Raw genomic sequence first — 25,454 nt, forward strand, 5'->3', positions numbered from 1 at the left:
AGGAGCCGAATTGTCCACGAGTACCGCACAACACACCCTTCGCTGGTACGGGGAGGGGTACCCGAGTCCCGATCCCGCGGGCATCCACCAGGCGCTCAGCCAACTGGAGCAGCCCTGCTACGTCGTGTCGGGGCCGCAGGGCATCGGCGCCGTCGCCGGGGGGACCGCGGTCGCGGGCGGCGACGGCCCCGCCGTGCTGGCCGCCGTCCCCGCCCTGTCGCCGCAGCGGCTCGGCTCGGCGGAGTTCCGCGCCGCGCACGGGGTGCGGTACGCCTACATGGCCGGGGCGATGGCGGGCGGCATCGCCTCCGTCGAACTGGTCGTCGCGCTGGCCCGGCAGGGCTTCCTGGCCTCCTTCGGGGCCGCGGGCCTGCTGCCCGACGCCATCGCGAAGGCGCTGTCCCGGTTCCGCGAGGAGATCCCCGGCCTGCCGTACGCCGTGAACCTGATCCACAGCCCCAGCGAGCAGCGGCTGGAGCGCGACGCCGTCCAGCTCTTCCTGGACCACGGGGTGCGCTGCGTGGAGGCGTCCGCCTACATGGACCTGACCCCGCACCTGGTCCGCTACCGGCTGGCCGGACTGCGGACCGACGCGTCGGGGCGCGTGCTGGCGGAGAACCGGATCATCGCCAAGATCTCCCGGGGCGAGACCGCCGAGCGCTTCATGCGCCCGGCGCCGGCCGCCCTCGTGGAGAGCCTCCTCGCGGACGGTCTCATCAGCGCCGAGCAGGCCCGCCTCGCCCATCTCGTGCCGCTCGCCGACGACATCACGGCGGAGGCCGACTCCGGCGGCCACACGGACCGGCGGCCGCTCCCGGCCCTCCTCCCGGTCATCCTGCGCATCCGCGACACCATCCAGCGGGAGTACCGCTACGCCCGGCCCATCAGGGTCGGCGCCGCCGGCGGGCTCGGCACCCCGGTGGCCGTCGCCGGAGCCTTCGCCATGGGCGCCGCCTATGTCGTCACGGGCTCCGTCAACCAGTCGTGCGTGGAGTCCGGAACGTCGAAGGCGGCCCGCGAGGTCCTCGCCCAGGCCGACATCGCCGACTGCGTGATGGCCCCGGCCGCCGACATGTTCGAGATGGGCGTGGAGCTCCAGGTGCTGCGCCGGGGCTCGATGTTCCCGATGCGCGCCGGGCAGCTGTACCGGCTCTACCAGACGTACGACGGCATCGAGGCGCTGCCGGAGGTGGAGCGCCGCCGTCTGGAGACGCAGACCTTCCAGCGCCCGCTGGAGGACGTCTGGCAGGAGTGCGTCGAGTACTTCAGCCGCCGCGACCCCGACCAGCTGAGCCGGGCCGCCGACAACCCCAGGCGCCGGATGGCCCTGGTCTTCCGGTGGTACCTCGGCATGTCCTCGCGCTGGGCCGTCTCCGGCCAGACCGAACGCAGCGCCGACTTCCAGATCTGGTGCGGCCCCGCCATGGGCAGCTTCAACTCCTGGGTGGCCGGCAGTTATCTGAACACTCCGGGGAACAGGACGGTCGCCGACGTGGCCCATCACCTCATGCGCGGCGCCGCGTACCACACGCGGACCGCCCAGTTGCGGGCGGCGGGGCTGACCCTGCCGTCCACCGCCGAGTACGTGCCCGTGCCCCTGGACACGGTGGGCCTGACGGGGGTGACCTCATGAGCGGCCTGACACCCGAGGCGGTCGAGGAGCTCCTCGGCGACCCCACGGACCCCGAGAACCCGTACGGGTTCGCCGCGGCCGTGGCCAGGGACGAGGAGGACGCCGCCCCCGACGACCTCTGCCGCAAGCTGGTCTCCGCCGGCTTCCACCTGAACTACCTGCCCGAGGCGTGGGGCGGCGAGTTCCGCTCCTTCGACCGGAGCCTCACCCTGGTGCGGGCCGCCGCCCGCCGCGACGTGAACATCATGCCGGGCACGATGTTCGGCATCATCGCCGCCACCTGCCTCCAGCTGCACGGCAACGAGGAGCAGCGGAGCCGGGCGGCGGAGATCCTGACCGGCGGCGGCACGGTGGCGTTCGCGCTCACCGAGGCCGGGCACGGCAGCGACATCCTCGCCAACGAGGTCCGCCTCGCGCCGGACGGGACCCTGCACGGCGAGAAGTGGATGGTCGGCAACGGCCTGGGCTGCGACGCCGTCTACGTGGTCGCCCGCACCGGCGAACGGGGACCGGGCGCCTTCACCGCGTTCCTCCTCGACCTTGACCCGGAGCGGGGCGGCGAGGGCGCCGGCCTGGAGCGGCTCCCGGCCGCCCGGACCAACGGCATGCGCGGCATCGACACCGCCCGGCTCCGCTTCACCGGCCTCCCCGTCCCGGAGAGCGCCCGGGTCGGCCGGACCGGCGAGGGGCTGGAGATGGCCGTCCGCGCCCAGCAGGCGGTCCGGGTCATGAGCATGGCGGGCAGCCTCGGCTGCGTGGACACCGCGGTGCGCCTCACGTTCGACTTCGCCGCCGGCCACCGGGTCGCCGGCGCCCCGGTCCTGCGGACCCCCTACGCCCGCAGGGAGCTCGCGGCCACCTCGGCCGCGCTGATCGCCGCCGACGCGACGGCCCTGGCCGCCGCCCGGGGTGTGCACGCAGTCCCCGGCGCGTTCAGCGTGTGGGCGCTCGCCGCCAAGCACGTGGTGGCCGAGACCGCCGACGCCCTGCTGCGCCGCTGTGCCCGGCTCCTCGCCACCCGTTCCGTCCTGCGCGAGGGCCCGCCCGGGGCCGGTCTGTTCCAGAAGCTGCAGCGGGACAGCGCCGTGATCCGCGTCATCGACTCCGGACCGATGGCCAACCTCCGTTCGTACGCGGGGCAGTTGCCCGGTCTGCTGGACGGAACCCGGACCGCCCCGGCCGGACTCCTCGACGGCGCCTTCCGGCTGGACGAGGAGCCCCCGCCGTACGACCCGGGCGGGCTCGACCTCGTCGTCCGCGGGGCCGATCCAGTCCTCGCCGAACTTCCGGCGTCCGTACGGGAGTTCACGAGCAGTCCGGAGACGGCGGCCGACCCGTTCACCAGGACCTGCGTCGCCCGCCTCGCCGAGGCCGTGGACGGGCTGCCGGCCCTGGCCGCGGCGGCCAGGGTGCGCGGCGCCGACCCGAACGCCCTGGTGGACCTCGCCGAGCGCCACGCCTGGCTGCACGGCGCGGCGGCCTGCCTCCACCTGTGGCGCGACAACCGGCACCTCTCGCTCTACGGGACCCCGCCGGGCTCCACCGGCTGGCTCGGCGCGGCCCTCGTCCATCTGCTCGCCCAGGCCGACGGCGCGGGCGTCCTGCGCCATGCAGAGGGCCTGTATCCCGCCCTGGACGCCGTCGAGGCGTTGTGGGAGGGGAACCGGATGCTGACCGCCCTGCCCGTCCGACTCGCCCCCACCACCGCACACCCGACACCGATGGAGGACGACTGATGTCCCAGGCCGAGTTGATCGAGCTCGCCGAGCGGCTCGAAACCTATCTGGGCGACCCGCACGACCCCGCGAGCCGGATGTCCTTCGCGACCGTGCTCGACCACGACGAGCGCGACGCCTTCCCGTACGCCCTGATCGGCATGCTGCGCCGCTGGGGCTTCCTCGACTACGGCCTGCCGGCCGAGCAGGGCGGCAAGGCGGGCAGCCCCGAGACCGGGTTCGTCCTCATGCGGCTCGTCGCCCGCCGCGACGGCGCGACGGCCATCGCCGCCGGGCTCTCCCAGGCGGCCTTCGCGCCGGTGTGGATCGGCGGCACCGACGAGCAGAAGCGCCGCCAGATCGAGGACATCCACAACGGTGTCTCTCTCGCCTGGGGGCTCTCCGAGGCCGCCCACGGCAGCGACCTCCTCGGCAACGAGGTCGTCGCCGAGAAGGTGCCCGGCGGCTACCGGCTCACCGGCGAGAAGTGGCCCATCGGCAACGCCACCTTCGCGGACCGGATGGTCGTCTTCGCCCGCACCGGCCCCCGCCGGGGCCCGGGCGACTTCTCCATCCTCGTCGTCGACAAGTGGACCGCCGAGCCCGAGACCGTCCGCGAGATGCCCCTGATCAAGCTCCACGGCGTCCGCCCCCTGGACCTCAGCGGCCTGCGCTTCGACGGCGTCTTCGTCCCCGACGACCTCCTCATCGGGGCCGAGGGCCAGGGTCTGGAGATCGCGCTCAAGACCAGCCAGACCGCCCGGCTGGTCATCCTCAGCCTCGCCCTGTCCGCCGTGGACACCTCGCTGCGCACGGCCCTGGAGTTCGCCCAGGGACGGGTGCTCTTCGACCGCCCGATCGTCGAGGTCCCGTACACCGGCACCCAGCTCGCGGAGTCCTTCGCCGACCTCATGGCGGCCGACGCCATGTGCATCGGCGCCGTCCGCAGCGTCCAGGCCTCCCCGAACCAGGTCAGCGTCTGGTCCTCCGCGGCCAAGTACCTGGTGCCCACCCTCCTCGAGGGGGCCCTCTCCCGGCTCAACGTGGTGCTCGGCGCCCGGGTGTTCCTCCGCACCGACCCCCGCTACGGCATGCACCAGAAGATGCTCCGCGACATCCTCGTCACCAACATGGCCGACGGGAACACCGTCGTGAACCTGCGCAACATCGGCCACGAGCTCGACTCGCTCCTGAAAAAGGCCCGCACCGCGACCCCGGAGGAGCGGGAGGAGGCCGTCGGCCGGGCCGCCGTGCTCTTCGACATGGACGCCGAACTCGGGCCCTACCGGCCCTGGGAGCAGGAACTGTCCAGCCGGGGCCGCGACGACGCGATCCTGGCGTCGGCCGACGGCCTGGAGCGGCTGCGCGCCCTCGCGGACGACGCCGCCGACAAGGACCGGGACCGGCTGCTGCTCGCCGCCGACATCGCCGGTGAACTCCTCGGCAGGCTCGGCCCGCTGGAGGAGCGCGCCACCGGACTGCGACAGGAGCTCGGCCGCGGTTACGCCCAGTCGGCCGAACTCTTCGAGCTGGCCAAGGAGTACTGCGTCGCCCACGCGGCCGGCGCCTGTGTGCTCACGTACGTCCACTCGCAGGGCCGCATGGCCGATCCCCTGCCGAGCCCCGCGGTGCTCCTGCTCCAACTGGAGCGGCTGCGCAAGCAGTTCCATCCGTTCGAGCCGTACCGCGACCCGACCGCCGCCGACGAGGTCCTCGCCGTCCTCACGCGGCTGCACGCCGAGAACCGGCTCCTGTCGCACTGGCCGATCACCCTGGCCGGAGCGGCGGGGCAGGCGCCCGACGCGGAGTCCACGCAGAGCCCGGCCCCGGAGGGGAGCCCCGCGTGAACCAAGGCCCGGCCGGGCCCGTCCTCGCTGACGGGCCCGTGACGGACCTGTGGACCCTCTCCGAGCGGCTCGTGCCGGAGCTGGCGGAGCGAGCGGGCGGCGAGACGGCGGCCCTGACCCCGGACGAGCGCGCCCGCCACGCGCGGCAGCGCTCGCCCGGGGCGCGCCGCCGCTTCCTGGGCGGCCGGCTGCTCTGCCGGCTGGCGCTCAGCGTCCGTACCGGACTCCCGCCGGGGGTCTGGCGCTTCACCGAGGGCGTCCACGGGCGCCCGGAGCTCGCCCCCGGCCACCACGGCCTGCGCTTCAACGTGTCCCACACCGACGGACTGATCGCCTGCGTCGTCACCGAGGGGTACGCGTCCGGCGTGGACGTGGAGCGGGTCCCGTTCGACGACGAGACGGTCCGGCTGCTCACCACCCAGTTCGACGAGGCGCAGCGGGCCGCCCTCGCCGAGGCTCCGGACCCGGCCGCGGCCCTGCAGGAGATGTGGGTCCTCAGCGAGGCCTACCTCAAGGGGCTCGGCATCGGCCTCGTGCAGGGCCTGGGGGAGCTGCGGTTCACCCGGTGCCCCGGTTCGACCGGGGTGACGGTCGCCGACGGCCGCCGCCCCGAGACGTGCCGCCGCTGGCGGCTCGACCTGACCGGCCACGGCTCCGGCCATCTGCTCGCCGTGGCGGTCGACGACGGGGGAGCGGGCCGGCTGCGCCGTCACGACCTCGCCGAACCCGGCGACCTCGTCCGCCCGGACGTGCCGCCCGGCCCGTGGCATGCGGCCGGCCGGCCTGCCGCCCCCGCCTCCCCCTGACCCCGGAGCCCGACTTCCCCTGACCCCGGAGCCCGCCTTCCCCGCCCCGCCCTTCAACCGCCCTGCTCCCACCGTGATCTGGAAGGATCCACCATGTCCGAGAACGACTCCCCGCGCGTCGCCGTCATCGGCGCCGGCCCCGCCGGGATCTCCGCCGCCTACCGACTGCGCGACCGCGCCCGGATCACCGTCTTCGAACGCGAGCCCAGGCCCGGCGGCCACGCCAACACGGTGGAGGTCGAGGAGGACGGCCGTGTCATCGGCCTCGACACGGCGTTCATCGTCTTCAACCCGCGCTTCTACCCCCGCCTGTGCGCCTTCTTCGGCGAGCTGGGCGTGGAGGCCGTCCCCCACCCGGGCGGCTTCGAGTTCTTCGACCTCGACAGCGGGCTGGAGTACGGCACCGAGGAGATGGAGCTGGACGAGGCCGAGATCGAGGCGCGCTACGGCGCCGCGTACCCGGAGTTCCCCGACGTCTGGCGGGAGGTCCGGCGCTTCCACGCGGAGAGCCGCCGGGACTTCTCGCGGGGCCGCGCCGACATGTCGCTGGGGGAGTACCTGGACCGCAACGGCTACAGCACCGCGTTCCGTCACTCGTACCTGATCATGCTCTGCTCCGCGGTCTGGTCGGTCCCGGCCGAGCTGATCTGGGAGATGCCCGCGGCCACCGTCATCGCCTTCTTCGTCGGGCACGACGAGGGCGGCCTGGGCGGCCGGCGGGTCGACTGGCGGACCGTGGGCGGCGGTTCCATCTCGTACGTCCGCAAGGCGCTGGCCGCGATCGGCCCCGACCTGCGGGTCTCCGAGCCGGCGGTCCGGGTGCGGCAGGAGGCGGACGGTGTCGTGGTCACCACGGCGAACGGCGCCGCCACCTTCGACTACGTGGTCCTCGCCACCCACGCCGACGAGGCGTTCGCGCTCCTGGAGAACCCGACCGACGCGCAGCGCGCGGCCGTCGAGGGCGTGCGCTACAGCTCTTCACGCGTGGTGCTGCACCGGGACGCCTCGCTGATGCCCGGCGACCACGAGCGCTGGGGGGCCTGGAACTACGGAAAGAAGACGGTCGACGGGGAGACCCGCTGCTTCGTCACGTACTACCTGAACCGGCTGCAGGACTTCACCGCGAGCCAGGACTACTTCGTCACCCTCGACCCGCCGCGTCCGCCGGCCGAGGACCTCGTCATCGCCTCGTTCGACTACACCCACCCGGTGATCGACGTGGCGCTGCGCGAGCGGCAGTCCGTCATCCACGCGGCGAACGAGGGCGCGCGCGTGAAGCTGTGCGGGTCCTACTTCCACTCCAAGGAACTGGGCCCCGACCTGATCGGCTCGCACGAGGCGGCCTTCTCGGCCGGGGCGGAGGCGGCGGCCAGGATCCTGGACGAGCTGTCCTGACGACCCGTCGGGTCAGTCGCCCGCCGGCCGGCCCTTCGGCTTTCCCTTCGGGGCACTCCGCGGCCCGCCGCCCCGCGCCCCCCGCGTCTTCTCTCCCTCCGGCGCCTCCTCGTCCTCCTCCGGCTGTCCGCTGAACAGGTGGGCGGACTTGTCCTCCTGGGCGAGCCGGCGGAGCGCGAGGAGCGCCGGTTCCAGGAGAACCGACACCAGCACGGCACGCTCGGCCTGCTCCAGCAGACCGGACGTGCCGTGCATCTGTTTGATGTCCAACTCGGAGGTCCGGTCGGCCAGTTCGGCGTACGGCAGCAGGGTCTCCCAGTCGATGTCGGAGCCCAGGCCGCTCAGGGCGTCCAGCACGTCGCCGAGCGTGTGGATCGCGGCCGTGTGGTTCGCGACGTCCCACCCCATCGCGGAGACGAGTCTGCGCGCGTCCACGACGCCCTCGGTCTCCCGCTCCGCCGCCTCGGCCTCCTGCTCCTGCTTCTTCTTCAGGGCGGCCGGCCGGGCCTCGGTCACGATGCCGAAGATCTGGTGCAGGTCGCCCTCCTCCGTGATGGCGCCCAGGATCTCGCGGACCGAGTTGACGGGCAGCTTCCGCACGCCGATCAGGACGCGGATCAGCCGGAGCCGGTGGAGGTGGTCCTCGCCGTAGGACGCCTGATTGGCCGCAGTAGCGCGCCCGGGGGGAAGCAGTCCGTCACGCAGGTAGTACTTGATCGCGGGGATGGAGACCCCGCTGCGGCGGCTGAGTTCCGAAATCTTCATCTTGCTCCCACTCACTGGATAACGGATGGCGCTACTGTCTATTATTGTAGTCGTTGGCCTCTTCAGGAAGGTGGGCGCCGTCATGCCGACTCTCGGCTGGATCACCCCGAACCCTGCACCGCCCCGCACGAACACGTACGTCATGGCTTCCCGCTTCGAGGTGAAGAGCCTGGCCGATGTCCCGACCTTTCTCCTCAAGTCGCTGAGCTCCTGGAGTCAGGTCAAGACCGCTCGCGGGGCGTACGGCGCCTCGCTGATCGCGCAGCCCCTCAAGCGGACGTTCTGGACGCTGTCCGCCTGGGAGGACCGCGACGCCCTCTACGCCTACGCGAAGTCGGACCCGCACGGTGCGGCGATGCGTGCCATGGCGCCGAAGATGAAGTCGTCGACCTTCATCTTCTGGGAGACGGACACCGCGACGCTTCCGATCGACTGGGACGACGCCAAGCGCCGCCTGGCCGAGAAGGCGCGCCAGGACGCCGCCCGCGGCGGCGGTGGCCACCGGGCCTGACGGCCGGGTCACCGCCCCCCTTGTCCGGCCGGGGGCTCACCACCCCCGGAGCCCCCGGCCCTTCTCCCCCCACCCCCGAGCCGCGCTCCGCCGGGACGCTGTTCGTCCCCCGTCGGTGCTCCCGGCGGAGCGCGTACCACTCTCTTCGCTCGTTCTCTTCGTTCGACCCCCTGTGTGTTCGATCCCGGCGTCCGCCGGATGGAGGCAATTGTCATGAGCACAATCAGAAGCGGCGAGGGGGGCGGGACGGCCCCGCGTCCCGCCCCCGACTCACGACAGGGCCGTTTCCCCCTCTGGGTGACGATCCTCGCGTGCAGCCTGCCCATGTTCATGGTGGCGCTGGACAACCTGGTCGTCTCCACGGCCCTGCGTTCCATGGCCGTGGACCTTCAGGCCTCCACCACCGACCTGCAGTGGTTCGTCAACGCGTACGTGCTCAGCTTCGCCTGTCTGCTGCTGACCGGCGCCGCCCTGGGTGACCGGTTCGGCCGGCGCCGCGTCTTCGTCCTCGGCATCGCCGTCTTCACGCTCTCGTCCATCGCCTGCGGCCTGGCCGACAGCAGTGGCCAGCTCATCGCGGCGCGCGCACTCCAGGGTCTCGGAGCTGCGGCCGTCATGCCGCTCTCCCTCACGCTGCTCGCGGAGGAGGTGCCCGACCGGAAGCGGAACCTCGCCCTCGGTCTCTGGTCGGCCGTCAGCGGCATGGCCGTGGCCCTCGGCCCGGTCGTCGGCGGCGCGGTCGTGGACGGTCTGGACTGGCAGTGGATCTTCTGGATCAACGTCCCGGTCTGCCTCGTCGCCATTCCGCTGATCTTCGTGGTCCTCGGCGAGAGCTCCGTGCCCGCGTCCCGGCTCGACCTGCCCGGCATGCTCCTCGTGACGGCCGGACTCGTCTCCGTCGTCTGGGCGATCGTCAACGGCGAGTCGGAGGGCTGGAGTTCCGGCGTCATCATCGCGGCCTTCGCGGCCGGCGCCGTCCTGCTGGTCCTCTTCGTCCTCTGGGAGCGACGCGCACGGCAGCCCCTGCTGCCGCTGTCCTTCTACCGCAAGCGGGCCTTCGTCTTCTCCAACCTGGTCTCCGCCAGCATGTACTTCGGCGTTTTCGGGTCAATCTTCCTGCTGGCCCAGTTCTTCCAGATGGCGCCCGTTCGGACCCCTCTGGAAGCCGGTGTGCTCACCCTGGCATGGACCCTGATGCCCATGTTCGTGGCACCGGTGGCCGGTGCGCTGACCGACCGCCTCGGCGGCGGCCGGCTGATGGCGGCGGGCCTGCTCCTGCAGGGCATCGGCCTCGCCTGGATCGACCTGGTCGCCACGTCGGACACCCCGTACTCCCGCATGGTGGGCGCCATGATCGTCGCCGGATTCGGCATGGGCCTCGTCTTCGCGCCGACCGCCGCGGTGGTGCTGGCCTCGGTCGGACCGCAGAACCGCGGCAAGGCGTCGGGCGCCAACAACACCGTCCGCGAGATCGGCGGCGCCCTCGGCACCGCCATCCTCAGCAGTGTCTTCGTCCACTACGGAAGCGACCGCACCGCCGAGGAGTTCGTCGACGGGATGCGCCCCGCGATCTGGATCGGCGTCGCCGTCGTCCTCCTCGGAGCGCTCTGCGCCCTGGCCATTCCACGCCACGTCGCCGCCTCCCCCGGTGAGGAGGACGACCCCGTCGCCGAACGAGAGCGCACCTCGGTAGCTCCCTGAAATTTCAGCCGCCGTTCCCACAGGGAACGGCGGTTCGGTGCTGGAATCCCCCTGCGGGATCTGTGGGCCGTGTCGATGAGGCAGAGGAAAGAGGACCTGTGATGGGTATGTGGGCGGAACACCGCGACAGAGCCGCACGGAACGGCTTCATCCAGGTCATGGCACTGCTGGGAGCGAGCTTCGTCACCCTCGAAGTGATCGTCTACAACGCCGTCGGAGGGCGGGCCGGGTTAGGCCACTCGGGCCTGGTCCTCCTCCTCGTCGTCGCCCAACTGGCCCTCCAGGGCTGTGTCGTCGCCGCGCGGCCCGCAGAGCCCGGCTTCGGACCGTCCCGCGGGGCGATCCTCGCCCTCACCGCCCAGCTCGCCGTCGTGCTGCTCGCCACCGAACTCGTCCACGAGGCCTGCGGCATCCTGGCCGGCACGCTCTCGGGATCGCTCCCGCTCATCCTGCGCGCCCGCTACGCATGGCCGCTCTTCGGCCTCGTCATCACCCTGGTGTCGATGCTCTGCACCAGGGACGCGGAATCGCTGTCCCAGGCGCTGCCGCACCTGCTGCTCATGGCCGGCGCGATCGTCGTCGTCGGCCTCATGTCCTACACCCTCACCCAGGCCGTCCTCCTCATCCACCGCACCCGCTGCGCGCGCCACAGCATCGCCAAGGCCGTCGTCGAGAGCGAGCAGAACCGCCTCGCACGCGACCTGCACGATCTCCTCGGGCACACCTTCTCGGCCGTCGCCATGCGCGCCGAGCTGGTGAACCGGAGCTTCAAGGTCTCCCCGGAACGCGCCGCCACCGAGGCCGAGGAGCTGGTACGTACCTCCCGGCAGGCCATGGCCGAGTTCCGGATGGCGGTACGCGGATACCAGGGTGTGTCCCTCGCCGCCGAGGTGCCGACGGCCGCCGCCCTGCTGCGCGCCATGAACATCGGGGTCACCCTCCGGATCGACGCCCTGCCCGAGGGGGAGGACGTCTCTCTCGCCCTCGCGGCCGTGCTGCGCGAATCCGTCACCAACGTGCTGCGCCACAGCAAGGCGACGCACTGCACCATCGCGCTGACGGGCGGGCTCAAGACCGTACGGCTGGAAGTCTCCAACGACGGGGCCACCGTGTCCGCCTCGCGGCTCTGCGGCGCCGCGCCGGGCAACGGAGGCGCCGGGCTCGGCAACCTCGGCCAGCGGGTGAGCGAGCTCGGCGGCTCCTTCCACACCGAGATCCGGCCCGGCGGAGTCTTCCGGGTGGTCGCGGAGATCCCGGCCCGGGCTGTCGACGCCCAGCCCGGCTCCGGCGACGGCGCGCCGGTTGTTCACGCCCCTGCCATCCGGGGTTCCGACATCCGCCGATGGGCCGCGCGCATCGCGGTTCCCGCCGCCGCCGGAAAGTGATCCCGCAGGGCCCACCGCGCCGACCCGCGGTGTTCACGCCATGACGCACACGAATGTGCGAAACTCGCCCCCTGGCATGGCCGGGTCGGGGACATCGCGGGGGTGTGTGCGTGATACGTGTGCTCTTGGCAGAGGACGTACAGATGGTGCGAGAGGCCTTAGCCTCTCTCCTCGAACTGGAGGACGACGTTCAGGTCGTCGGAGAGGTCGGGAACGGGGAGGACCTCCTCGCAGTCGCCGAGAAGACCCGGCCCGACATCGCGATCCTGGACGTCAACATGCCCGGTCTGGACGGGCTCACCGGAGCGGAGCGGCTGCGCGAGCAGCTCTCCGGATGCCGGATCCTCGTCCTCACGGTGCTCGACGCGCCGAACGTCGTACGCCGCGCGCAGGACATCCGCGTGGACGGATACATGGTCAAGAACGCACCGGCCGAGCAGCTCGTCCACGCCGTCCGACGGGTCATGGCCGGCGAACGGGTGATCACACCGGAACTGGCCCTCGCCGCCTGGGAGGGCGAACCGAGCCCCCTGACGGCCCGCGAGGCCGATGTGCTCCGGCTGGTCGCCGCCGGTGCGGAATCGGCCGAGATCGCCGAGCTGCTCCACCTGTCGCCCGGCACCGTCCGCAACTACCTCACGGCCGTCGTCGCCAAGCTGGACGCGCGTAACCGCACCGACGCCGTGCGGATCGCCCGCGACGCCGGGTGGCTCCTCAACAGCTGAAAACCGACGCCCCGAGAGCGCCCGCCACACCGGAGAAACGGCCGGAAGGCGCGCGCGATCGGGGCGTCAGTGGCACGTCAGCGAGTTCTGCGAAGGTACCGGCGCCCAGTTGGACCCACCAGACAGCTCCGTGAGAGGAGCGTTCGCGACGTGCGACGCATCAGTCTCCGACGGCCGGGCGGAACATCCCGCCTGGCCGCGTGCCTCACCGCGGTCGGCGTGGTCGCCGCCCTGCTGACGACTTCGGGAGGCGCCGCCGCGTCCCCCGAACCCGAGCGGGTGACCTCGAAGTTCACCGCCACCGACGGCGTGACCTACACGGCCACCAACCACATGCTGCCCGCAGCCCAGGGCCGCGGCCGGGAATGGCTCCTGACCTGGGCGGGCTCCGCCGACCCCGCCAAGCCGGACTTCCTCGCGGTGGTCGACGCGACCCGCAACTCGCCGACGTACGGCGAAGTGGTCAACACCGTCACCCTCGGCCCCAACCTCGCCAACGAGGCCCACCACATGCAGTACGTGTGGCACAAGGGCGACCGGCTCTTCGCCGGCGCGCTGCTCCAGGACACGGTCTTCGTCTTCGACACGAGCAAGCTGCCCGCCCTGAGCCTGGCCGGTGTCAACTCGACCGTCGACACGCCGTGCGGCACCGCTCCCGACGCCTTCCAGGTGCTCCGTGACGGCACCGCGTACGCCAGCTACCTCGGCGGACCGGACGTCCCCGGTCCCTGCACGTACACCAACGGCGAGGTCCGCGAGGGCAACGGCGCGGCCGGCTCACCCGGCCAGATCGTGCGGATGGACAAGGACGGCAAGACCCTCGCCGAGATCCCGGCCGCGCTGGCCGAGGGCGAGGACCCGAAGCAGTGCGGCAACGTGCCCGCGCTCAAGAAGGCCACCTGTGCCAACCCGCACGGGATCATGGTCAACGAAGAGAAGAACATCATGGTGGCGAGCGACTTCGTCGAGGCCCGCCACTTCCTGAGCCCGAAGCTGCCCGACCAGGCCAACCTCGCGCGCCAGACGGTGCGGGTCTGGGACATCGAGGACCGCCAGAACCCGAAGCTGCTCTCCGTCAGCAAGATGCCCGACGGTCCGCGCGCCGGCCTGGAGAAGTCCGCGATGTGGCACGAGTCGCGGGTCGTCATGGAGCCCGCGCTCCCCAACAAGAAGAAGCACAAGGGAGCGTTCGCCTCCTCCATGCTCGGTGGCGCGGTCTTCTACGCCCCCGACGTGACCGTGCCCAACCCGAAGTGGCGCGAGGTCTTCGACGACACCACGGCGTACCGCGCCGCGGGCGCGCCGAAGGACGTCACGGGCGGTGGCGACGCCGCGAGCTGGCTGATGGTCAGCCCCGACGACCGCTACCTGTTCCACACGGTGATGGGGCAGTCGACCGCGTACGGCAAGCCGCTCGACAAGACCACCGGCATGCTCTACGTCCTCGACATCCAGAAGCTGCTGGCCGCGGGTGACGACCCCAAGTGCAACATCGACAAGCTGAAGGAGGTCTACCGGGGCGGCCTGGAGAGCGACTGCCCGGCCGTCACCTCCGCCATGCCGATCCGTGACACCACGGACGGCGGCCCGCACTGGGGCGCGATGGACAACTTCGAGCAGACGTACGGCGGAAAGTACCGTGAGACCAAGCACATCCGCCGTCTCGCCACCTCGAACTACTTCATCGCCGGCTCCTTCAGCGGCGACGGCAACCACGAGGTCTGCATGTACGACCTCGACCGCAAGGGCAAGCTGAAGCAGGACAGGGCGTTCCGCGACGAGCGGAGCGGCAAGCCCTGTGTCGACTTCGACCGGACCTCCTGGCCGCACGGCGAGACCGGTCCCGCCCGTCCGCACGGCATCCTGTTCACCGTCAGTGACAGCGTCCTGAAGTGACCGGATCCATCGGTACCCAGGTGACCGCGGCCCTTACCCCGGGCCGCGGTCACCTGGCCGCGCCGGACGGGGCGGCGCCGGGGGAGACCCTGGTGCCGATCGCCGTCGCAGCCGTCATCGGCATCCTCGTGGTGCTGGTCATGGCGCGGCGGAACCTGCTGCCCCGCAGATACCTCGGCGCCTCGTTCACCGTCTTCGCCGTGGCGCTCGGCCTCGTCGCCGTCGCCGCGCTCGGTTCGGGCGACGGCGACCGGGGAACACTCGCCGCCCAGGACACCCTCGCCGCGCAGGAGCAGACCCCGCCGGGCACGCCCGTCCTGCGGACCCTCGCGCTGGGAGGGAAGAAGGTCGGCGTCCTCGTCGTACCCGGACGGCCCGGACCGAACCTGGTCGCCGTCGGAGCCGAGAACGCACAGGCCGGCACCACCACCGCCACGCTCCGCCCGGGCGAACGGCGCCCGGGCAGCGCCCAGTCCTGGATCCCGGTGGACCTTCCCGAGGGCCGCAGCACCCTGCGGATCTCCGCGGGCGGCGCCGCCGGCGAGCTCTCCGTCGACACCGGCGGCGCGGCCCAGGCCCCGCTCGCCGCCCTCGCCACCGCCGACGGAGCGGAGTGCGCGGAGGTCGCCCTCGGCGCACTCGTCGCAGGCGAACGCGGACCGCTCACCGCCTGCCCCTCCGACCGGCTCGCCGAACGGGACGCCACCGCGCTGCGCGCCACCGTCCACTTCCTCGCCGCCCGCGGCACCCGCTCCGTGGGCCTCGTCTCCGACGACTCGGAGCGCGGAAGGGCCGCGGCCGCCACGGTCCGCGCCGCCGCAGCACGCGAGGGCATCGACGTCACCGCGCCCGGCCGCACCACCCAGCCCCTGATCGTCACCACCGGCTGGCCCGGCGCGACGGACGCGACCCTCGCCGTCGAGAGCGGCCGGACCCTCGCCCAGGGCGTCTACCTCGCCCCCTGGCTGCTCGCCCGGTCCGTCATCACGCCCGGCGCGGGCCAGTTGATCCCGCTGAGGTACACACCGAGGCGAGCCGAGGCCATGGAGTACGTCAAGGCCCTCACGGCCCGGATGCCCGGCGCGTACCCGTCGGGCGGCGGCTACGAGGCCTGGCAGCGCGTACGGGAGGAGAAGCCCGAACCCGCACCGCGGCTCTTCGCGGTCTCCGTCGCGTACGTCCCCGGAGGCATGGTCTCCGCGGACGGCAAGGGCCAGAGCGTCGGGCACCAGCACGGCGGAGGCGAGACGGCGGAATGGCTGCCCTCGGGAATGATCTCGCCGATCAGCGGCCCCCTGAAGGAGAGGACCAACGATGACCCGGGAGCGTAAACGCGACGAGGGCCAGTGGGCACTCGGCTCGCGGGAACCGCTGAACGACAACGAGCGCTTCAAGGCGGTCGAGGATCCGCTGCTGGTACGCGAACGCGTCGAACAGACCTACGCGCGCGAGGGCTTCGCCTCCATCCCCTCCGAGGACCTGCGCGGCCGGCTCCGCTGGTGGGGCCTCTACACCCAGCGGCGTCCCGGCATCGACGGCGGGCGCACCGCGACCCTGGCACCGGAGGAGCTCGAGGACGAGCACTTCATGATGCGGGTACGCGTCGACGGCGGCGAACTCTCCGTGGCGCAGCTGCGGGAGATCGCCGCGCTCTCCACCGAGTTCGCCCGGGACACCGCCGACATCACCGACCGCCAGAACATCCAGTTCCACTGGATCCGGATCGAGGACGTCCCCGAGATCTGGCGCCGCCTGGAGGCCGTCGGACTGTCCACGACCGAGGCCTGCGGCGACTGCCCCCGGGTCGTGCTCGGGAGCCCTGTCGCCGGGATCAGCCCCGACGAGGTCCTGGACCCCACGTCCGCGATCCGCGAGATCGTCGACCGGCACGTCGGGGACCCCTCGCTCTCCAACCTGCCCCGCAAGTTCAAGTCCGCGGTCAGCTGGCTGCCGGACGTGCCCTTCCAGATCCACGACATCGCCTTCCTCGGGGTGGAGCACCCCGTGCACGGTCCGGGCTTCGACCTCTGGGTGGGCGGCGGCCTCTCCACGTCCCCCCGGCTCGCCGAACGCCCCGGCGCGTGGGTGCCGCTGGCGGAGGTGCCCGAGGTCTGGGCGGCCGTCGCCGGACTCTTCCGCGACTACGGCTATCGCCGGCTGCGCAACCGGGCCCGGCTCAAGTACCTCATCGCCGACTGGGGCGTGGAGCGGTTCCGCGAGGTCCTGGAGACCGAGTACCTCGGCCGGGCGCTCGTAGACGGTCCCGAGCCGGTCCTTCCGGCGGCTCCCGTCGACCACGTCGGGGTCCACGAGCAGCGGGACGGCCGGTACTACGTCGGTGCCGCGCCCGTCGTGGGGCGTGTCTCCGGCACCAGGCTCGCCCGGCTCGCCGACATCGTCGAGGCCCACGGCTCCGGCCGGATCCGGCTGACGCCCTACCAGAAACTCCTCGTCCTGGACGTGGTGGACCCCGAGCCGCTCGTCCGCGACCTGGAGGCGATCGACCTGATCGTCCACCCCTCCCGCTGGCGCCGCTCCACCATGGCCTGCACCGGACTGGAGTACTGCAAGCTCGCCATCGTCGAGACGAAGGACCGGGCCGCCGAGCTCGTCGCCGAGCTCGAACGGCGGCTCGCCGGCCAGGACACGGACATCACCGTCAACATCAACGGCTGCCCCAACGCCTGCGCCCGCACCCAGGTCGCCGACATCGGCCTCAAGGGCCAGATCGTCGTCGGCGCGGACGGCACCCAGGTCGAGGGCTTCCAGGTCCACCTGGGCGGCGGTCTCTCCCTCGCCAAGAACGACGAGGCGGCCCTCGGCCACAAGCCCCGGGGCCTGAAGGTGGCCGCGACGGACCTGCCCGACTTCGTCGAGAACCTCGCCCGCGGCTACCAGGAAGGCCGTACGGACGAGTCGGAGACCTTCGCCCAGTGGGCGGTCCGCACCCACACGGGCCAGGACTGACACACCCGCGACGCCCCCCGAGGTGCCCGCGCCCCGCCGCCCAGGTGGAGCGCGGGCACCTCTCTGTCGTGGCGGACAGGGTCCGCCCGGCCGGCTGCGGCACGTGCCGACCGATCGACTTGAGCATGCCCAGGTCGCGGCGCCGCTCCCGGACGGTGAGAAGGACGGTGTCGAAGGCATGCCCCTCGATCACCCGCCATCTGGTGGAACGCCACGCGACGGTGAGGACCCATGTCGCCCGCATCTTCGCCGAGCTGACCCTGCGCGACCGGGCCCAGGCCGTCTTCCTCGCCTACGAGACGCGACTCGTCACACCCGGCGAATCCGCGTCGTCCGCCGCGCTCGATCGCTGAGACCGGGGCGATTCGACGGCGTGGCACGGTACGCCGAAGACCCTCGTATCCCCTCCCCACGAGGGGGCACGAGGGTCTTCGTCTCCACACAGGTGGACCGGAGGCGGACGCGGGCCGCACGGTGCATCCGGTGCACCGCGGCTCCCGCGCCGTGTATGAGGCACCGAGCCCGCCTCCGGGCTCAGGGGCGGCCGTTGCCCGTCAGGGCCAGGCCGCGGTTGCGGAGCACACGGCGCTCCAGGGGGCTGAAGACCACGAGGTCGATCAGCACGCCCACCGTCAGGATGAGCAGGATGCCGAGGAAGACGCCCGGCATGTCGATGTTCTCGCGGGAGTTCTCCAGGAAGCGGCCGAGGCCGATGCCCAGCTCCGGGGAGGACGCGATGAGTTCGGTCGCCATGAGGGAGCGCCAGGAGAAGGCCCAGCCCTGCTTGAGCCCCGCCGTGTAGCCCGGCAGGGACGCCGGCAGCAGGATGTGGCGTGCGCCGTTCAGGCCGGTGGCGCCGATGACGCGTCCCGCGCGGAGGTACAGCGGAGGCACCTGGTCGATGCCGGAGACCAGACCGATGGCGATCGAGGGGACCGCGCCGAGCAGGATGACCGCGTACATGGCCCCGTCGGTGAGACCGAACCAGATGACGGCCGCCGGCACCCAGGCCACCGACGGCAGTGACTGCAGTCCGGACAGGACGGGCCGGACGGCCGCACGGACGAGCGCCACCCGGGCGACGAGCAGGCCCAGCGGCGTACCGATGGCCACCGAGGCCAGGAAGCCGAGGAGGCCGCGCTCCAGACTGGTCCAGATGATGTCGAACAGGGTGCCGCGCAGCCAGAGCGTGCGCAGGCTCTCCCAGATCGCCGCGGGGCTCGGCAGCCGGTCCTCGGACACGAGGCCGCTGAGGTGCAGCGTCTGCCAGACCGTCAGGACGAGGACGATGCCGAGCAGCGGCGGCGCCACCGTACGTCTCAGGACGCGTCCGACGGAGTCGCGGCGTTCGGGCTTGGTCTCCAGGGAGTCCAGGCCCGCCTCCAGCCGGGCGAGATCGGCGTCGTCGCGTCCTCCGGCCTTCACCGCGCGGGCCTCAGTCTCGGGCATGGCGCCGGATCTCCTCGCGCAGCTGGTCGGTGATCTCCACGGACAGCGTGGCCACGTCCGGGTCTTCGGGACGTCGCGGCTGCGGCAGGTCGATCTTCCACTCGTGGGCGACCCGGCCGGGCCGGCAGGACATCAGCAGGATGCGCTGGGCGAGCCGGACCGCCTCGCGGACGTTGTGGGTGACGAAGACGACGGAGACCCCGGTGCTCTCCCAGATCCGGGTCAGCTCCTCGTGCAGGACGTCGCGGGTGATGGCGTCGAGCGCGGCGAACGGCTCGTCCATCAGCAGCACCTGGGAGTCCTGCGCCAGGGCGCGGGCCAGCGCGACACGCTGCCGCATACCGCCGGAGAGTTCGTGGGGCCGCTTGCCGTACGCGTCCTGGAGCCGTACCAGACCGAGGAGTTCCTCGGCGCGGGTGCGGCGCTCGGCCTTGGGCACCCCCCGCAGCCGGAGGACCAGTTCGATGTTCCTGCCGGCCGTCAGCCAGGGGAAGAGCGCGTGCTCCTGGAACATCAGGGCCGGCCGGCCGGAGGGCACGTGGACCTCGCCCGAGGACGGCTGGTCGAGGCCCGCGATCACATTGAGCAGGGTGGACTTGCCGCACCCGGAGGATCCGAGCAGGCAGACGAACTCGCCCGGCTGGACATCGATGTTGATGTCCTGGAGCACCGTCTGCACGCCCTCGGCACGGCGGAACGTCTTGTGGACCCCCGCCACGCGCACAGCGGGCCCGCGGGGCGCGAGGGAGGCCGCACCGGGATCGGCGACCTGTTCCGTGGTCATTGTCGGATGCACTCGAGTCAACTCCTGGGTGCAGTACAGGACGGGCGGACGGCAGACATGACGTCGTCCCTCATGGCGTGCCGAGCCCGGCGTCGTCGACCGGGGGCCGGCCCGCGGCCTTGCGGACCCGGTTCAGCGGGCCGAGGTCGTAGATGCCGCGCAGCACGGGGCGGTCGAGGAGGCCCGCCGCGGTGGCGTGGGCGGCCTGGGCGTCGAGGGTGGCGGCCAGCGGGTCGTCGGTGAACGTGAGGGAGGGCCAGGCCGACTCGATGATCTCGGCGGGCAGCGGCTTCCCCGTCAGCTCGCGCAGCGCCTCGTTGACGGACCGTCTGGCCCGCGCGGGATCCGCGGCGATCCAGGCGTTGGTGGCCACGGCCCCCTCGACGACCGCGTCGACGACGTCGGGGTGCTGGTCGAGGAAGCGCTGCGACACGATGAGATGGGTGGTCACGAACCGCCGGCCGGGCCAGAGGTCCGCCTCCTCGACGAGGACGCGCGCGCCCTGGGCGACCAGCAGCGAGGCGGTCGGCTCGGGCACCCACGCCCCGTCGATGGAACCGGACTTGTAGGCGTTGGGCGTCACCTTGGTGTCGGTACGGACGACGGACACGTCGCCGCGCCCCGACAGCGGGTCCACCTTCCAGCCCTGCTCGGAGATCCAGTGCAGCAGCGCCACGTCCTGGGTGTTGCCGAGCTGGGGGCTCGCGATCCGCTTGCCCCTGACATCCGCCGGCGTACGGATCTTCTTCGGGTCGACGACCAGCTTCACGCCGCCCGACGCGGCCCCCGCGACGATGCGCAGGCCCTTGCCGCCGAGCTTGGTGTAGCCGTTGATCGCCGGTGAGGGGCCGACCCACGCCAGGTCCACCGAACCGGCGTTGAGCGCCTCGATGGCGGTCGGCCCGGCGTTGAACGTCGCCGTCGACAGCTTCGTACCGCCGAGTTCCTTCTGGATCATGCCCTCACGCACGCCGACCAGGGCGGTGGCGTGCGTGAGGTTGGGGAAGTAGCCGACCCGCACCTCCGTGGCGGAGAGCGCGGCGCCCGTCGGCACCACCTTCGCGGTGGTGCCGACGCGCTGCGAACCGTAGCCGCAGGCGCTGAGCGTGGCGCAGAGCGCGAGCCCCGCGAGAGCGGCGCCGAGCCGGCGGACCTGCCTCATGCGCCGGTCTCCCACGGGGCCCCGGTCACGAAGGAGTCGCCCGCCATGCCCGCCGTCAGCGTGGTGCCGTCGGCCGGGTCGATCAGCAGGAACGATCCGGTGCGGCGGGAGACCGCGTACGGGTCGAGGGCGAGCGGAGCGGCCGTACGGATCCGGACACGGCCGATGTCGTTGGCCGTCAGCCGCTCGGGGGAGCCGTGCTGGGACAGCGGATCGAGCGTCACCCGGCTGACGAGCTCCTTCACGACCGCCTGCACGGTGCGCGTGGTGTGCTTGAGCAGCACCCGCTGACCCGGGACGAGCGGCCGGTCGGCGAGGTGGCAGACCGTGGCCTCGATGTCCTGGGAGGGGGTGGGAGCCTGGTCGGAGGGGACCAGGAGGTCCCCGCGCGACATGTCGACGTCGTCCGCGAGCAGCACGGTCACGGACTGCGGCGCACGGGCCGTCGGCACCGGCTGCCCCAGCAGGTCGATGGCGCTGATCACCGACGTACGGCCGGAGGGCAGCGTCGTGACCTCCTGCCCGACGTGCAGCGAACCGGAAGAGATCATCCCCGCGTAGCCCCGGTAGTCGGGGTCCTCGGCCGTCTGCGGGCGGATGACGTACTGCACGGGCAGACGGGCGGGCGCCCCGACGGGCTCCGAGCTGACCTGGACGGTCTCCAGGTGCTCCAGGACCGTCGGCCCGCCGTACCAGTCCATGCTCGCGGACGGCCCGACGACGTTGTCGCCGTTGAGCGCCGACACCGGGATCGCGGTCACCTCGGGGACGCCGAGCCCCCTCGCGTACGCGATGAAGTCGTCCGCGATGCCCGCGAACACGGTCTCGGCGTGGCCGACCAGGTCCATCTTGTTCACGGCCAGGACCACGTGCGGTACCCGCAGCAGCGCGGCCACCGCCGCGTGCCGGCGGGTCTGCTCCACGACCCCCTGCCGTGCGTCCACCAGGATGATCACCAGCTCGGCGGTGGAGGCCCCGGTGACCATGTTCCGGGTGTACTGCACGTGCCCGGGGGTGTCGGCCAGGATGAAGCTGCGGTTCCCCGTGGTGAAGTAGCGGTAGGCCACGTCGATGGTGATGCCCTGCTCGCGTTCGGCCCGCAGGCCGTCCGTGAGCAGTGCCAGGTCCGGCGTCTCCTGGCCCCGGGCCAGCGACGCCCGCTCGACGGCCTCCAGCTGGTCGGCGAGCAGCGACTTGGAGTCGTGGAGCATCCTGCCGACCAGCGTGGACTTGCCGTCGTCGACGGAGCCGGCCGTGGCGAAGCGCAGCAGGCTGGAGTGGTGCTCGGTTCCGCTCGGCCTCGTCGGCATGATCGGCATCAGAAGTACCCCTCGCGCTTACGGTCTTCCATGGCGGCTTCCGACATGCGGTCGTCGGCCCGGGTGGCGCCCCGCTCGGTCAGCCGGGAGGCGGCGATCTCCTCGATGACGGCCTCGGGGTCGGCGGCGGACGAGTCGACGGCGCCGGTGCAGGACATGTCGCCGACGGTGCGGTAGCGCACCGTGCGGATCTCCAGGGGCTCGCCGTCCTTCGGGCCGCCCCAGTCGCCGGGGGTCAGCCACATGTTGTCCCGCAGGAAGACCTCGCGCCGGTGCGCGTAGTAGATGGACGGGACCTCGATGTCATGGCGGGCGATGTACTGCCACACGTCCAGCTCGGTCCAGTTGGAGAGCGGGAAGACCCGCACGTGCTCGCCGGCGGCGTGCCGGCCGTTGTACAGCTGCCACAGCTCGGGACGCTGTCGGCGAGGGTCCCAGCCGCCGAACTCGTCGCGCAGACTGAACACCCGCTCCTTGGCGCGGGCCTTCTCCTCGTCCCGGCGCCCGCCGCCGAACACCGCGTCGAAGCGGTGCGTGCGGATGGCCTCGACGAGCGGCACGGTCTGCAGGGGGTTGCGCGTGCCGTCCGGCCGCTCGCGCAGTTCCCCGCTGTCGATGAGTTCCTGTACGGATGCCACGTGCAGCCGCAGCCCGTGCCGGGCGACGGTGCGGTCGCGGTAGTCGAGCACCTCGGGGAAGTTGTGCCCGGTGTCGACGTGGAGGAGCGAGAACGGCACCGAAGCGGGTGCGAAGGCCTTCAGCGCCAGATGGAGCATGACGATGGAGTCCTTGCCGCCCGAGAAGAGGATGACGGGGCGCTCGAACTCGCCCGCCACCTCGCGGAAGATGTGCACCGCCTCGGATTCGAGCGCCTCCAGATGCCGCAGAGGTATGTCTGTCTCGGTCGTCATGTGTGGATCCCGCATTCCGTCTTGGCGCTCCCCGCCCACCGGCCCGCCCGGGCGTCTTCGCCCGGGAGCAGGCGCCGGGTGCAGGGGGCGCAGCCCACTGAGCCGTAGCCGTCCGAGAGCAACGGGTTGACCAGCACCCCGTGCTCGGCGATGTACGTGTCCACGTCCTCGCGCGACCACCGTGCGATCGGGGAGATCTTCACCTTGCCGCGCGCCTCGTCCCAGCCGACGACCGGTGTCGTGGCGCGCTCCGGCGAGTCGAACCGGCGAAGCCCCGTGACCCAGGCGGTGTACGGGGCGAGCCCCTCCTCCAGCGGCTGGGTCTTGCGCAGACTGCAGCACAGGTCCGGGTCGCGGCGGTGCAGTTCGGGACCGTACTCCGCGTCCTGCTCGGCCACCGTCCGGCGGGGGAGCAGGGTGATCATCCTGACGTCGCCGACCGCCTCCAGCGCGTCCCGCGTCCCGATGGTCTCGGGGAAGTGGTAGCCGGTGTCGAGGAACACGACGTCCACTCCGGGCAGTACGCGCGCGGCGAGGTGGGCCACGACGGCGTCCTCCATCGAGGAGGTGACGCACATGTCAGAACCGAAGGTGTCGGCGGCCCAGCGCAGGATGTCCAGTGCCGGGGCCTCTTCCAGCTCCCGCCCGGCCCGGGTGGCGAGTTCTCTGAGTTCGTTCATCCGAAGTCCTCTCGATGTCTCTTCGCGTGAGCGCCGAGAAATGACAGGGAAAGAGCGCGTTGCACCCACCTGATTGCCGAACGGCAGGCGCAGGCTAACGGGGCCGCCGTACACGACGCTGACGAGGCGCTGACCCGGGGGCGGTACGGGCAGGGGGCGGTCGGGTCGAACGGGTGACGCTCAGGCGCCCGTCAGCGCACGGTAAGCGGCACCTGTCACGATCGGCCGCACAAGGCGCCGACGAGTCCATGGGATTGAGGGTGCGGAGATGAAGTCCGAGACAGGGACGAGCACGCGCACGCGTCCGGAGGAGCCGGGAAAAGAGGTGCGCCGGCTCGATCGGGTGATCATCCGGTTCGCGGGTGATTCCGGTGACGGTATGCAGCTCACGGGTGACAGGTTCACCTCGGAGACGGCGTCGTTCGGGAACGACCTGTCGACGCTGCCGAACTTTCCGGCGGAGATCCGGGCTCCCGCGGGGACGCTGCCGGGTGTGTCGTCCTTCCAGTTGCATTTCGCGGATCATGACATTCTGACGCCGGGGGATGCCCCGAACGTGCTGGTCGCGATGAATCCGGCCGCGTTGAAGGCGAACATCGGTGATGTGCCGCGGGGCGGCGAGATCATCGTGAACACGGACGAGTTCGCGAAGCGGGCGATGGCGAAGGTCGGCTACGCGACGTCGCCGTTGGAGGACGGTTCGCTGGACGCCTACCGGGTGCATCCGGTGCCGTTGACGACTTTGACGATCGAGGCGTTGAAGGATTTCGGTCTGTCGCGGAAGGAGGCCGAGCGTTCGAAGAACATGTTCGCGCTCGGGCTTTTGTCGTGGATGTATCACCGGCCGACGGAGGGCACGGAGACGTTCCTGCGGCAGAAGTTCGCGAAGAAGCCGCAGATCGCCGAGGCGAACGTGGCCGCGTTCCGGGCGGGCTGGAACTTCGGCGAGACGACGGAGGACTTCGCCGTCTCCTACGAGATCGCCCCGGCCACGAAGGCGTTCCCGGCCGGCACGTACCGCAACATCTCCGGGAACCTGGCCCTGTCCTACGGCCTGATCGCCGCAGCCCGTCAGGCGGACCTGCCGCTCTACCTGGGTTCGTATCCGATCACGCCGGCCTCGGACATCCTGCACGAGCTGTCACGGCACAAGAATTTCGGTGTGCGCACGTTCCAGGCGGAGGACGAGATCGCCGGCATCGGCGCCGCCCTGGGTGCCGCGTTCGGCGGCTCGCTGGCGGTGACGACGACGTCGGGGCCGGGTGTGGCGCTGAAGTCGGAGACGATCGGGCTGGCGGTCTCGCTGGAGCTGCCGCTGCTGATCGTGGACATCCAGCGCGGCGGGCCCTCGACCGGGCTGCCCACCAAGACCGAGCAGGCGGATCTGCTGCAGGCGATGTACGGCCGCAACGGTGAGGCGCCGGTACCGGTCGTCGCGCCCAGGACGCCGGCGGACTGTTTCGACGCGGCGATCGAGGCCGCCCGGATCGCACTGGCCTACCGCACCCCGGTGTTCCTGCTGTCCGACGGCTACCTCGCCAACGGCTCGGAGCCCTGGCGGATCCCGGACATCGACGAACTCCCCGACCTGCGCGTGCAGTTCGCCACCGGCCCGAACCACACGCTGGAGGACGGCAGCGACGTGTTCTGGCCCTACAAACGCGACCCGCAGACCCTGGCCCGCCCCTGGGCGATCCCCGGCACCCCCGGCCTGGAACACCGCATCGGCGGCATCGAGAAACAGGACGGCACCGGGAACATCTCCTACGACCCGGCCAACCACGACTTCATGGTCCGCACCCG

Annotated in this window: 21 protein-coding genes; 14 read left to right on the forward strand and 7 right to left on the reverse strand. The window is 71.8% G+C overall.

Going from position 1 to position 25,454, the window contains the following annotated elements; translation table 11 throughout:
- Positions 1-10 precede the first annotated feature (10 nt).
- From ACFVGW_RS34500 to ACFVGW_RS34520, 5 genes are all read left to right on the forward strand, one after another.
- Positions 11-1,633, forward strand: coding sequence for a PfaD family polyunsaturated fatty acid/polyketide biosynthesis protein (locus ACFVGW_RS34500; protein ID WP_385854768.1), 1,623 nt, complete (start codon positions 11-13; stop codon positions 1,631-1,633).
- Complete coding sequence (locus ACFVGW_RS34505; protein ID WP_385854769.1) at positions 1,630-3,369, forward strand: acyl-CoA dehydrogenase family protein; 1,740 nt, start codon at positions 1,630-1,632, stop codon at positions 3,367-3,369. The genes ACFVGW_RS34500 and ACFVGW_RS34505 overlap by 4 nt, the downstream gene beginning before the upstream one ends.
- The gene (locus ACFVGW_RS34510; RefSeq protein ID WP_385854770.1) at positions 3,369-5,195 is read left to right on the forward strand and encodes an acyl-CoA dehydrogenase family protein; all 1,827 of its coding nucleotides are present in this window, start codon (positions 3,369-3,371) and stop codon (positions 5,193-5,195) included. Before ACFVGW_RS34505 ends, ACFVGW_RS34510 begins: the two co-directional genes overlap by 1 nt.
- Positions 5,192-6,001, forward strand: a complete 810-nt coding sequence (locus ACFVGW_RS34515) for a 4'-phosphopantetheinyl transferase family protein (protein WP_385854771.1) — start codon at positions 5,192-5,194, stop codon at positions 5,999-6,001. The genes ACFVGW_RS34510 and ACFVGW_RS34515 overlap by 4 nt, the downstream gene beginning before the upstream one ends.
- Positions 6,002-6,094: 93 nt before the next feature.
- Entirely contained in the window at positions 6,095-7,396 is a 1,302-nt protein-coding gene (locus tag ACFVGW_RS34520) for an NAD(P)/FAD-dependent oxidoreductase (RefSeq protein WP_385854772.1), read from the forward strand.
- 12 nt (positions 7,397-7,408) lie between these two features.
- Here the strand turns inward: ACFVGW_RS34520 and ACFVGW_RS34525 are convergent, their stop codons facing one another.
- Complete coding sequence (locus ACFVGW_RS34525) at positions 7,409-8,161, reverse strand: MerR family transcriptional regulator (protein WP_385854773.1); 753 nt, start codon at positions 8,159-8,161, stop codon at positions 7,409-7,411.
- Between the two features lie 82 nt (positions 8,162-8,243).
- Between ACFVGW_RS34525 and ACFVGW_RS34530 the strand changes: the two genes are divergently transcribed.
- From ACFVGW_RS34530 to ACFVGW_RS34565, 8 genes are all read left to right on the forward strand, one after another.
- Positions 8,244-8,672, forward strand: a complete 429-nt coding sequence (locus tag ACFVGW_RS34530; protein ID WP_352188051.1) for a DUF3291 domain-containing protein — start codon at positions 8,244-8,246, stop codon at positions 8,670-8,672.
- A gap of 213 nt (positions 8,673-8,885) precedes the next feature.
- Positions 8,886-10,373 (forward strand): MFS transporter, encoded by a 1,488-nt coding sequence (locus ACFVGW_RS34535; protein WP_383227752.1) that lies wholly within the window; start codon positions 8,886-8,888, stop codon positions 10,371-10,373.
- A gap of 158 nt (positions 10,374-10,531) precedes the next feature.
- Positions 10,532-11,758, forward strand: coding sequence for a sensor histidine kinase (locus tag ACFVGW_RS34540; protein ID WP_385854774.1), 1,227 nt, complete (start codon positions 10,532-10,534; stop codon positions 11,756-11,758).
- Positions 11,759-11,811: 53 nt separating this feature from the next.
- Positions 11,812-12,483 carry a response regulator transcription factor gene (locus ACFVGW_RS34545; RefSeq protein WP_352188054.1) on the forward strand — a complete coding sequence of 224 codons (672 nt, stop codon included), beginning with the start codon at positions 11,812-11,814 and terminating at the stop codon, positions 12,481-12,483.
- A gap of 150 nt (positions 12,484-12,633) precedes the next feature.
- Positions 12,634-14,379 (forward strand): hypothetical protein, encoded by a 1,746-nt coding sequence (locus tag ACFVGW_RS34550; protein WP_385854775.1) that lies wholly within the window; start codon positions 12,634-12,636, stop codon positions 14,377-14,379.
- Entirely contained in the window at positions 14,376-15,710 is a 1,335-nt protein-coding gene (locus ACFVGW_RS34555) for a hypothetical protein (RefSeq protein ID WP_385854776.1), read from the forward strand. Before ACFVGW_RS34550 ends, ACFVGW_RS34555 begins: the two co-directional genes overlap by 4 nt.
- On the forward strand, positions 15,694-17,346 hold the full coding sequence (locus ACFVGW_RS34560) for a nitrite/sulfite reductase (RefSeq protein ID WP_383227745.1): 1,653 nt from the start codon (positions 15,694-15,696) through the stop codon (positions 17,344-17,346). The genes ACFVGW_RS34555 and ACFVGW_RS34560 overlap by 17 nt, the downstream gene beginning before the upstream one ends.
- 167 nt (positions 17,347-17,513) lie before the next feature.
- Positions 17,514-17,699, forward strand: a complete 186-nt coding sequence (locus tag ACFVGW_RS34565; RefSeq protein ID WP_385854777.1) for a hypothetical protein — start codon at positions 17,514-17,516, stop codon at positions 17,697-17,699.
- Positions 17,700-17,880: 181 nt separating this feature from the next.
- Here ACFVGW_RS34565 and ACFVGW_RS34570 read toward each other — a convergent pair whose 3' ends face one another.
- The 6 genes from ACFVGW_RS34570 to ACFVGW_RS34595 form a co-directional block, all read right to left on the reverse strand.
- Positions 17,881-18,795, reverse strand: a complete 915-nt coding sequence (locus ACFVGW_RS34570; protein ID WP_385854778.1) for an ABC transporter permease — start codon at positions 18,793-18,795, stop codon at positions 17,881-17,883.
- Positions 18,782-19,579 (reverse strand): ABC transporter ATP-binding protein, encoded by a 798-nt coding sequence (locus ACFVGW_RS34575; RefSeq protein ID WP_383229794.1) that lies wholly within the window; start codon positions 19,577-19,579, stop codon positions 18,782-18,784. Before ACFVGW_RS34575 ends, ACFVGW_RS34570 begins: the two co-directional genes overlap by 14 nt.
- Positions 19,580-19,649: 70 nt before the next feature.
- Positions 19,650-20,741 (reverse strand): ABC transporter substrate-binding protein, encoded by a 1,092-nt coding sequence (locus tag ACFVGW_RS34580; protein ID WP_385854779.1) that lies wholly within the window; start codon positions 20,739-20,741, stop codon positions 19,650-19,652.
- Positions 20,738-22,051: a sulfate adenylyltransferase subunit 1 gene (locus ACFVGW_RS34585; RefSeq protein ID WP_385854780.1), complete on the reverse strand. Its 1,314-nt coding sequence runs from the start codon at positions 22,049-22,051 to the stop codon at positions 20,738-20,740. Before ACFVGW_RS34585 ends, ACFVGW_RS34580 begins: the two co-directional genes overlap by 4 nt.
- An 8-nt stretch (positions 22,052-22,059) precedes the next feature.
- Positions 22,060-22,971 (reverse strand): sulfate adenylyltransferase subunit CysD, encoded by a 912-nt coding sequence (cysD, locus tag ACFVGW_RS34590; protein ID WP_352188062.1) that lies wholly within the window; start codon positions 22,969-22,971, stop codon positions 22,060-22,062.
- Positions 22,968-23,651, reverse strand: a complete 684-nt coding sequence (locus tag ACFVGW_RS34595) for a phosphoadenylyl-sulfate reductase (protein WP_383229800.1) — start codon at positions 23,649-23,651, stop codon at positions 22,968-22,970. Before ACFVGW_RS34595 ends, cysD begins: the two co-directional genes overlap by 4 nt.
- A gap of 268 nt (positions 23,652-23,919) precedes the next feature.
- On the opposite strand from ACFVGW_RS34595, the gene ACFVGW_RS34600 reads away from it, so the two are divergent.
- The coding region (locus ACFVGW_RS34600; protein WP_385854781.1) for a 2-oxoacid:acceptor oxidoreductase subunit alpha at positions 23,920-25,454 on the forward strand (1,535 nt) is incomplete at its 3' end.

Source organism: Streptomyces sp. NPDC127129, assembly GCF_042671585.1.
Lineage (GTDB): Bacteria > Actinomycetota > Actinomycetes > Streptomycetales > Streptomycetaceae > Streptomyces.

What these genes read in the sequence shown, in the direction of transcription:
- ACFVGW_RS34505 (WP_385854769.1), top strand. Translation starts at nt 1,630, where the DNA reads ATGAGCGGCCTGACACCCGAGGCGGTCGAGGAGCTCCTCGGCGACCCC.
- ACFVGW_RS34510 (WP_385854770.1), top strand. Translation starts at nt 3,369, where the DNA reads ATGTCCCAGGCCGAGTTGATCGAGCTCGCCGAGCGGCTCGAAACCTAT.
- ACFVGW_RS34520 (WP_385854772.1), top strand. Translation starts at nt 6,095, where the DNA reads ATGTCCGAGAACGACTCCCCGCGCGTCGCCGTCATCGGCGCCGGCCCC.
- ACFVGW_RS34525 (WP_385854773.1), bottom strand. Translation starts at nt 8,161, where the DNA reads ATGAAGATTTCGGAACTCAGCCGCCGCAGCGGGGTCTCCATCCCCGCG.
- ACFVGW_RS34530 (WP_352188051.1), top strand. Translation starts at nt 8,244, where the DNA reads ATGCCGACTCTCGGCTGGATCACCCCGAACCCTGCACCGCCCCGCACG.
- ACFVGW_RS34535 (WP_383227752.1), top strand. Translation starts at nt 8,886, where the DNA reads ATGAGCACAATCAGAAGCGGCGAGGGGGGCGGGACGGCCCCGCGTCCC.
- ACFVGW_RS34540 (WP_385854774.1), top strand. Translation starts at nt 10,532, where the DNA reads ATGGCACTGCTGGGAGCGAGCTTCGTCACCCTCGAAGTGATCGTCTAC.
- ACFVGW_RS34545 (WP_352188054.1), top strand. Translation starts at nt 11,812, where the DNA reads ATGTGCGAAACTCGCCCCCTGGCATGGCCGGGTCGGGGACATCGCGGG.
- ACFVGW_RS34560 (WP_383227745.1), top strand. Translation starts at nt 15,694, where the DNA reads ATGACCCGGGAGCGTAAACGCGACGAGGGCCAGTGGGCACTCGGCTCG.
- ACFVGW_RS34570 (WP_385854778.1), bottom strand. Translation starts at nt 18,795, where the DNA reads ATGCCCGAGACTGAGGCCCGCGCGGTGAAGGCCGGAGGACGCGACGAC.
- ACFVGW_RS34575 (WP_383229794.1), bottom strand. Translation starts at nt 19,579, where the DNA reads ATGACCACGGAACAGGTCGCCGATCCCGGTGCGGCCTCCCTCGCGCCC.
- ACFVGW_RS34580 (WP_385854779.1), bottom strand. Translation starts at nt 20,741, where the DNA reads ATGAGGCAGGTCCGCCGGCTCGGCGCCGCTCTCGCGGGGCTCGCGCTC.
- ACFVGW_RS34585 (WP_385854780.1), bottom strand. Translation starts at nt 22,051, where the DNA reads ATGCCGACGAGGCCGAGCGGAACCGAGCACCACTCCAGCCTGCTGCGC.
- cysD (WP_352188062.1), bottom strand. Translation starts at nt 22,971, where the DNA reads ATGACGACCGAGACAGACATACCTCTGCGGCATCTGGAGGCGCTCGAA.
- ACFVGW_RS34595 (WP_383229800.1), bottom strand. Translation starts at nt 23,651, where the DNA reads ATGAACGAACTCAGAGAACTCGCCACCCGGGCCGGGCGGGAGCTGGAA.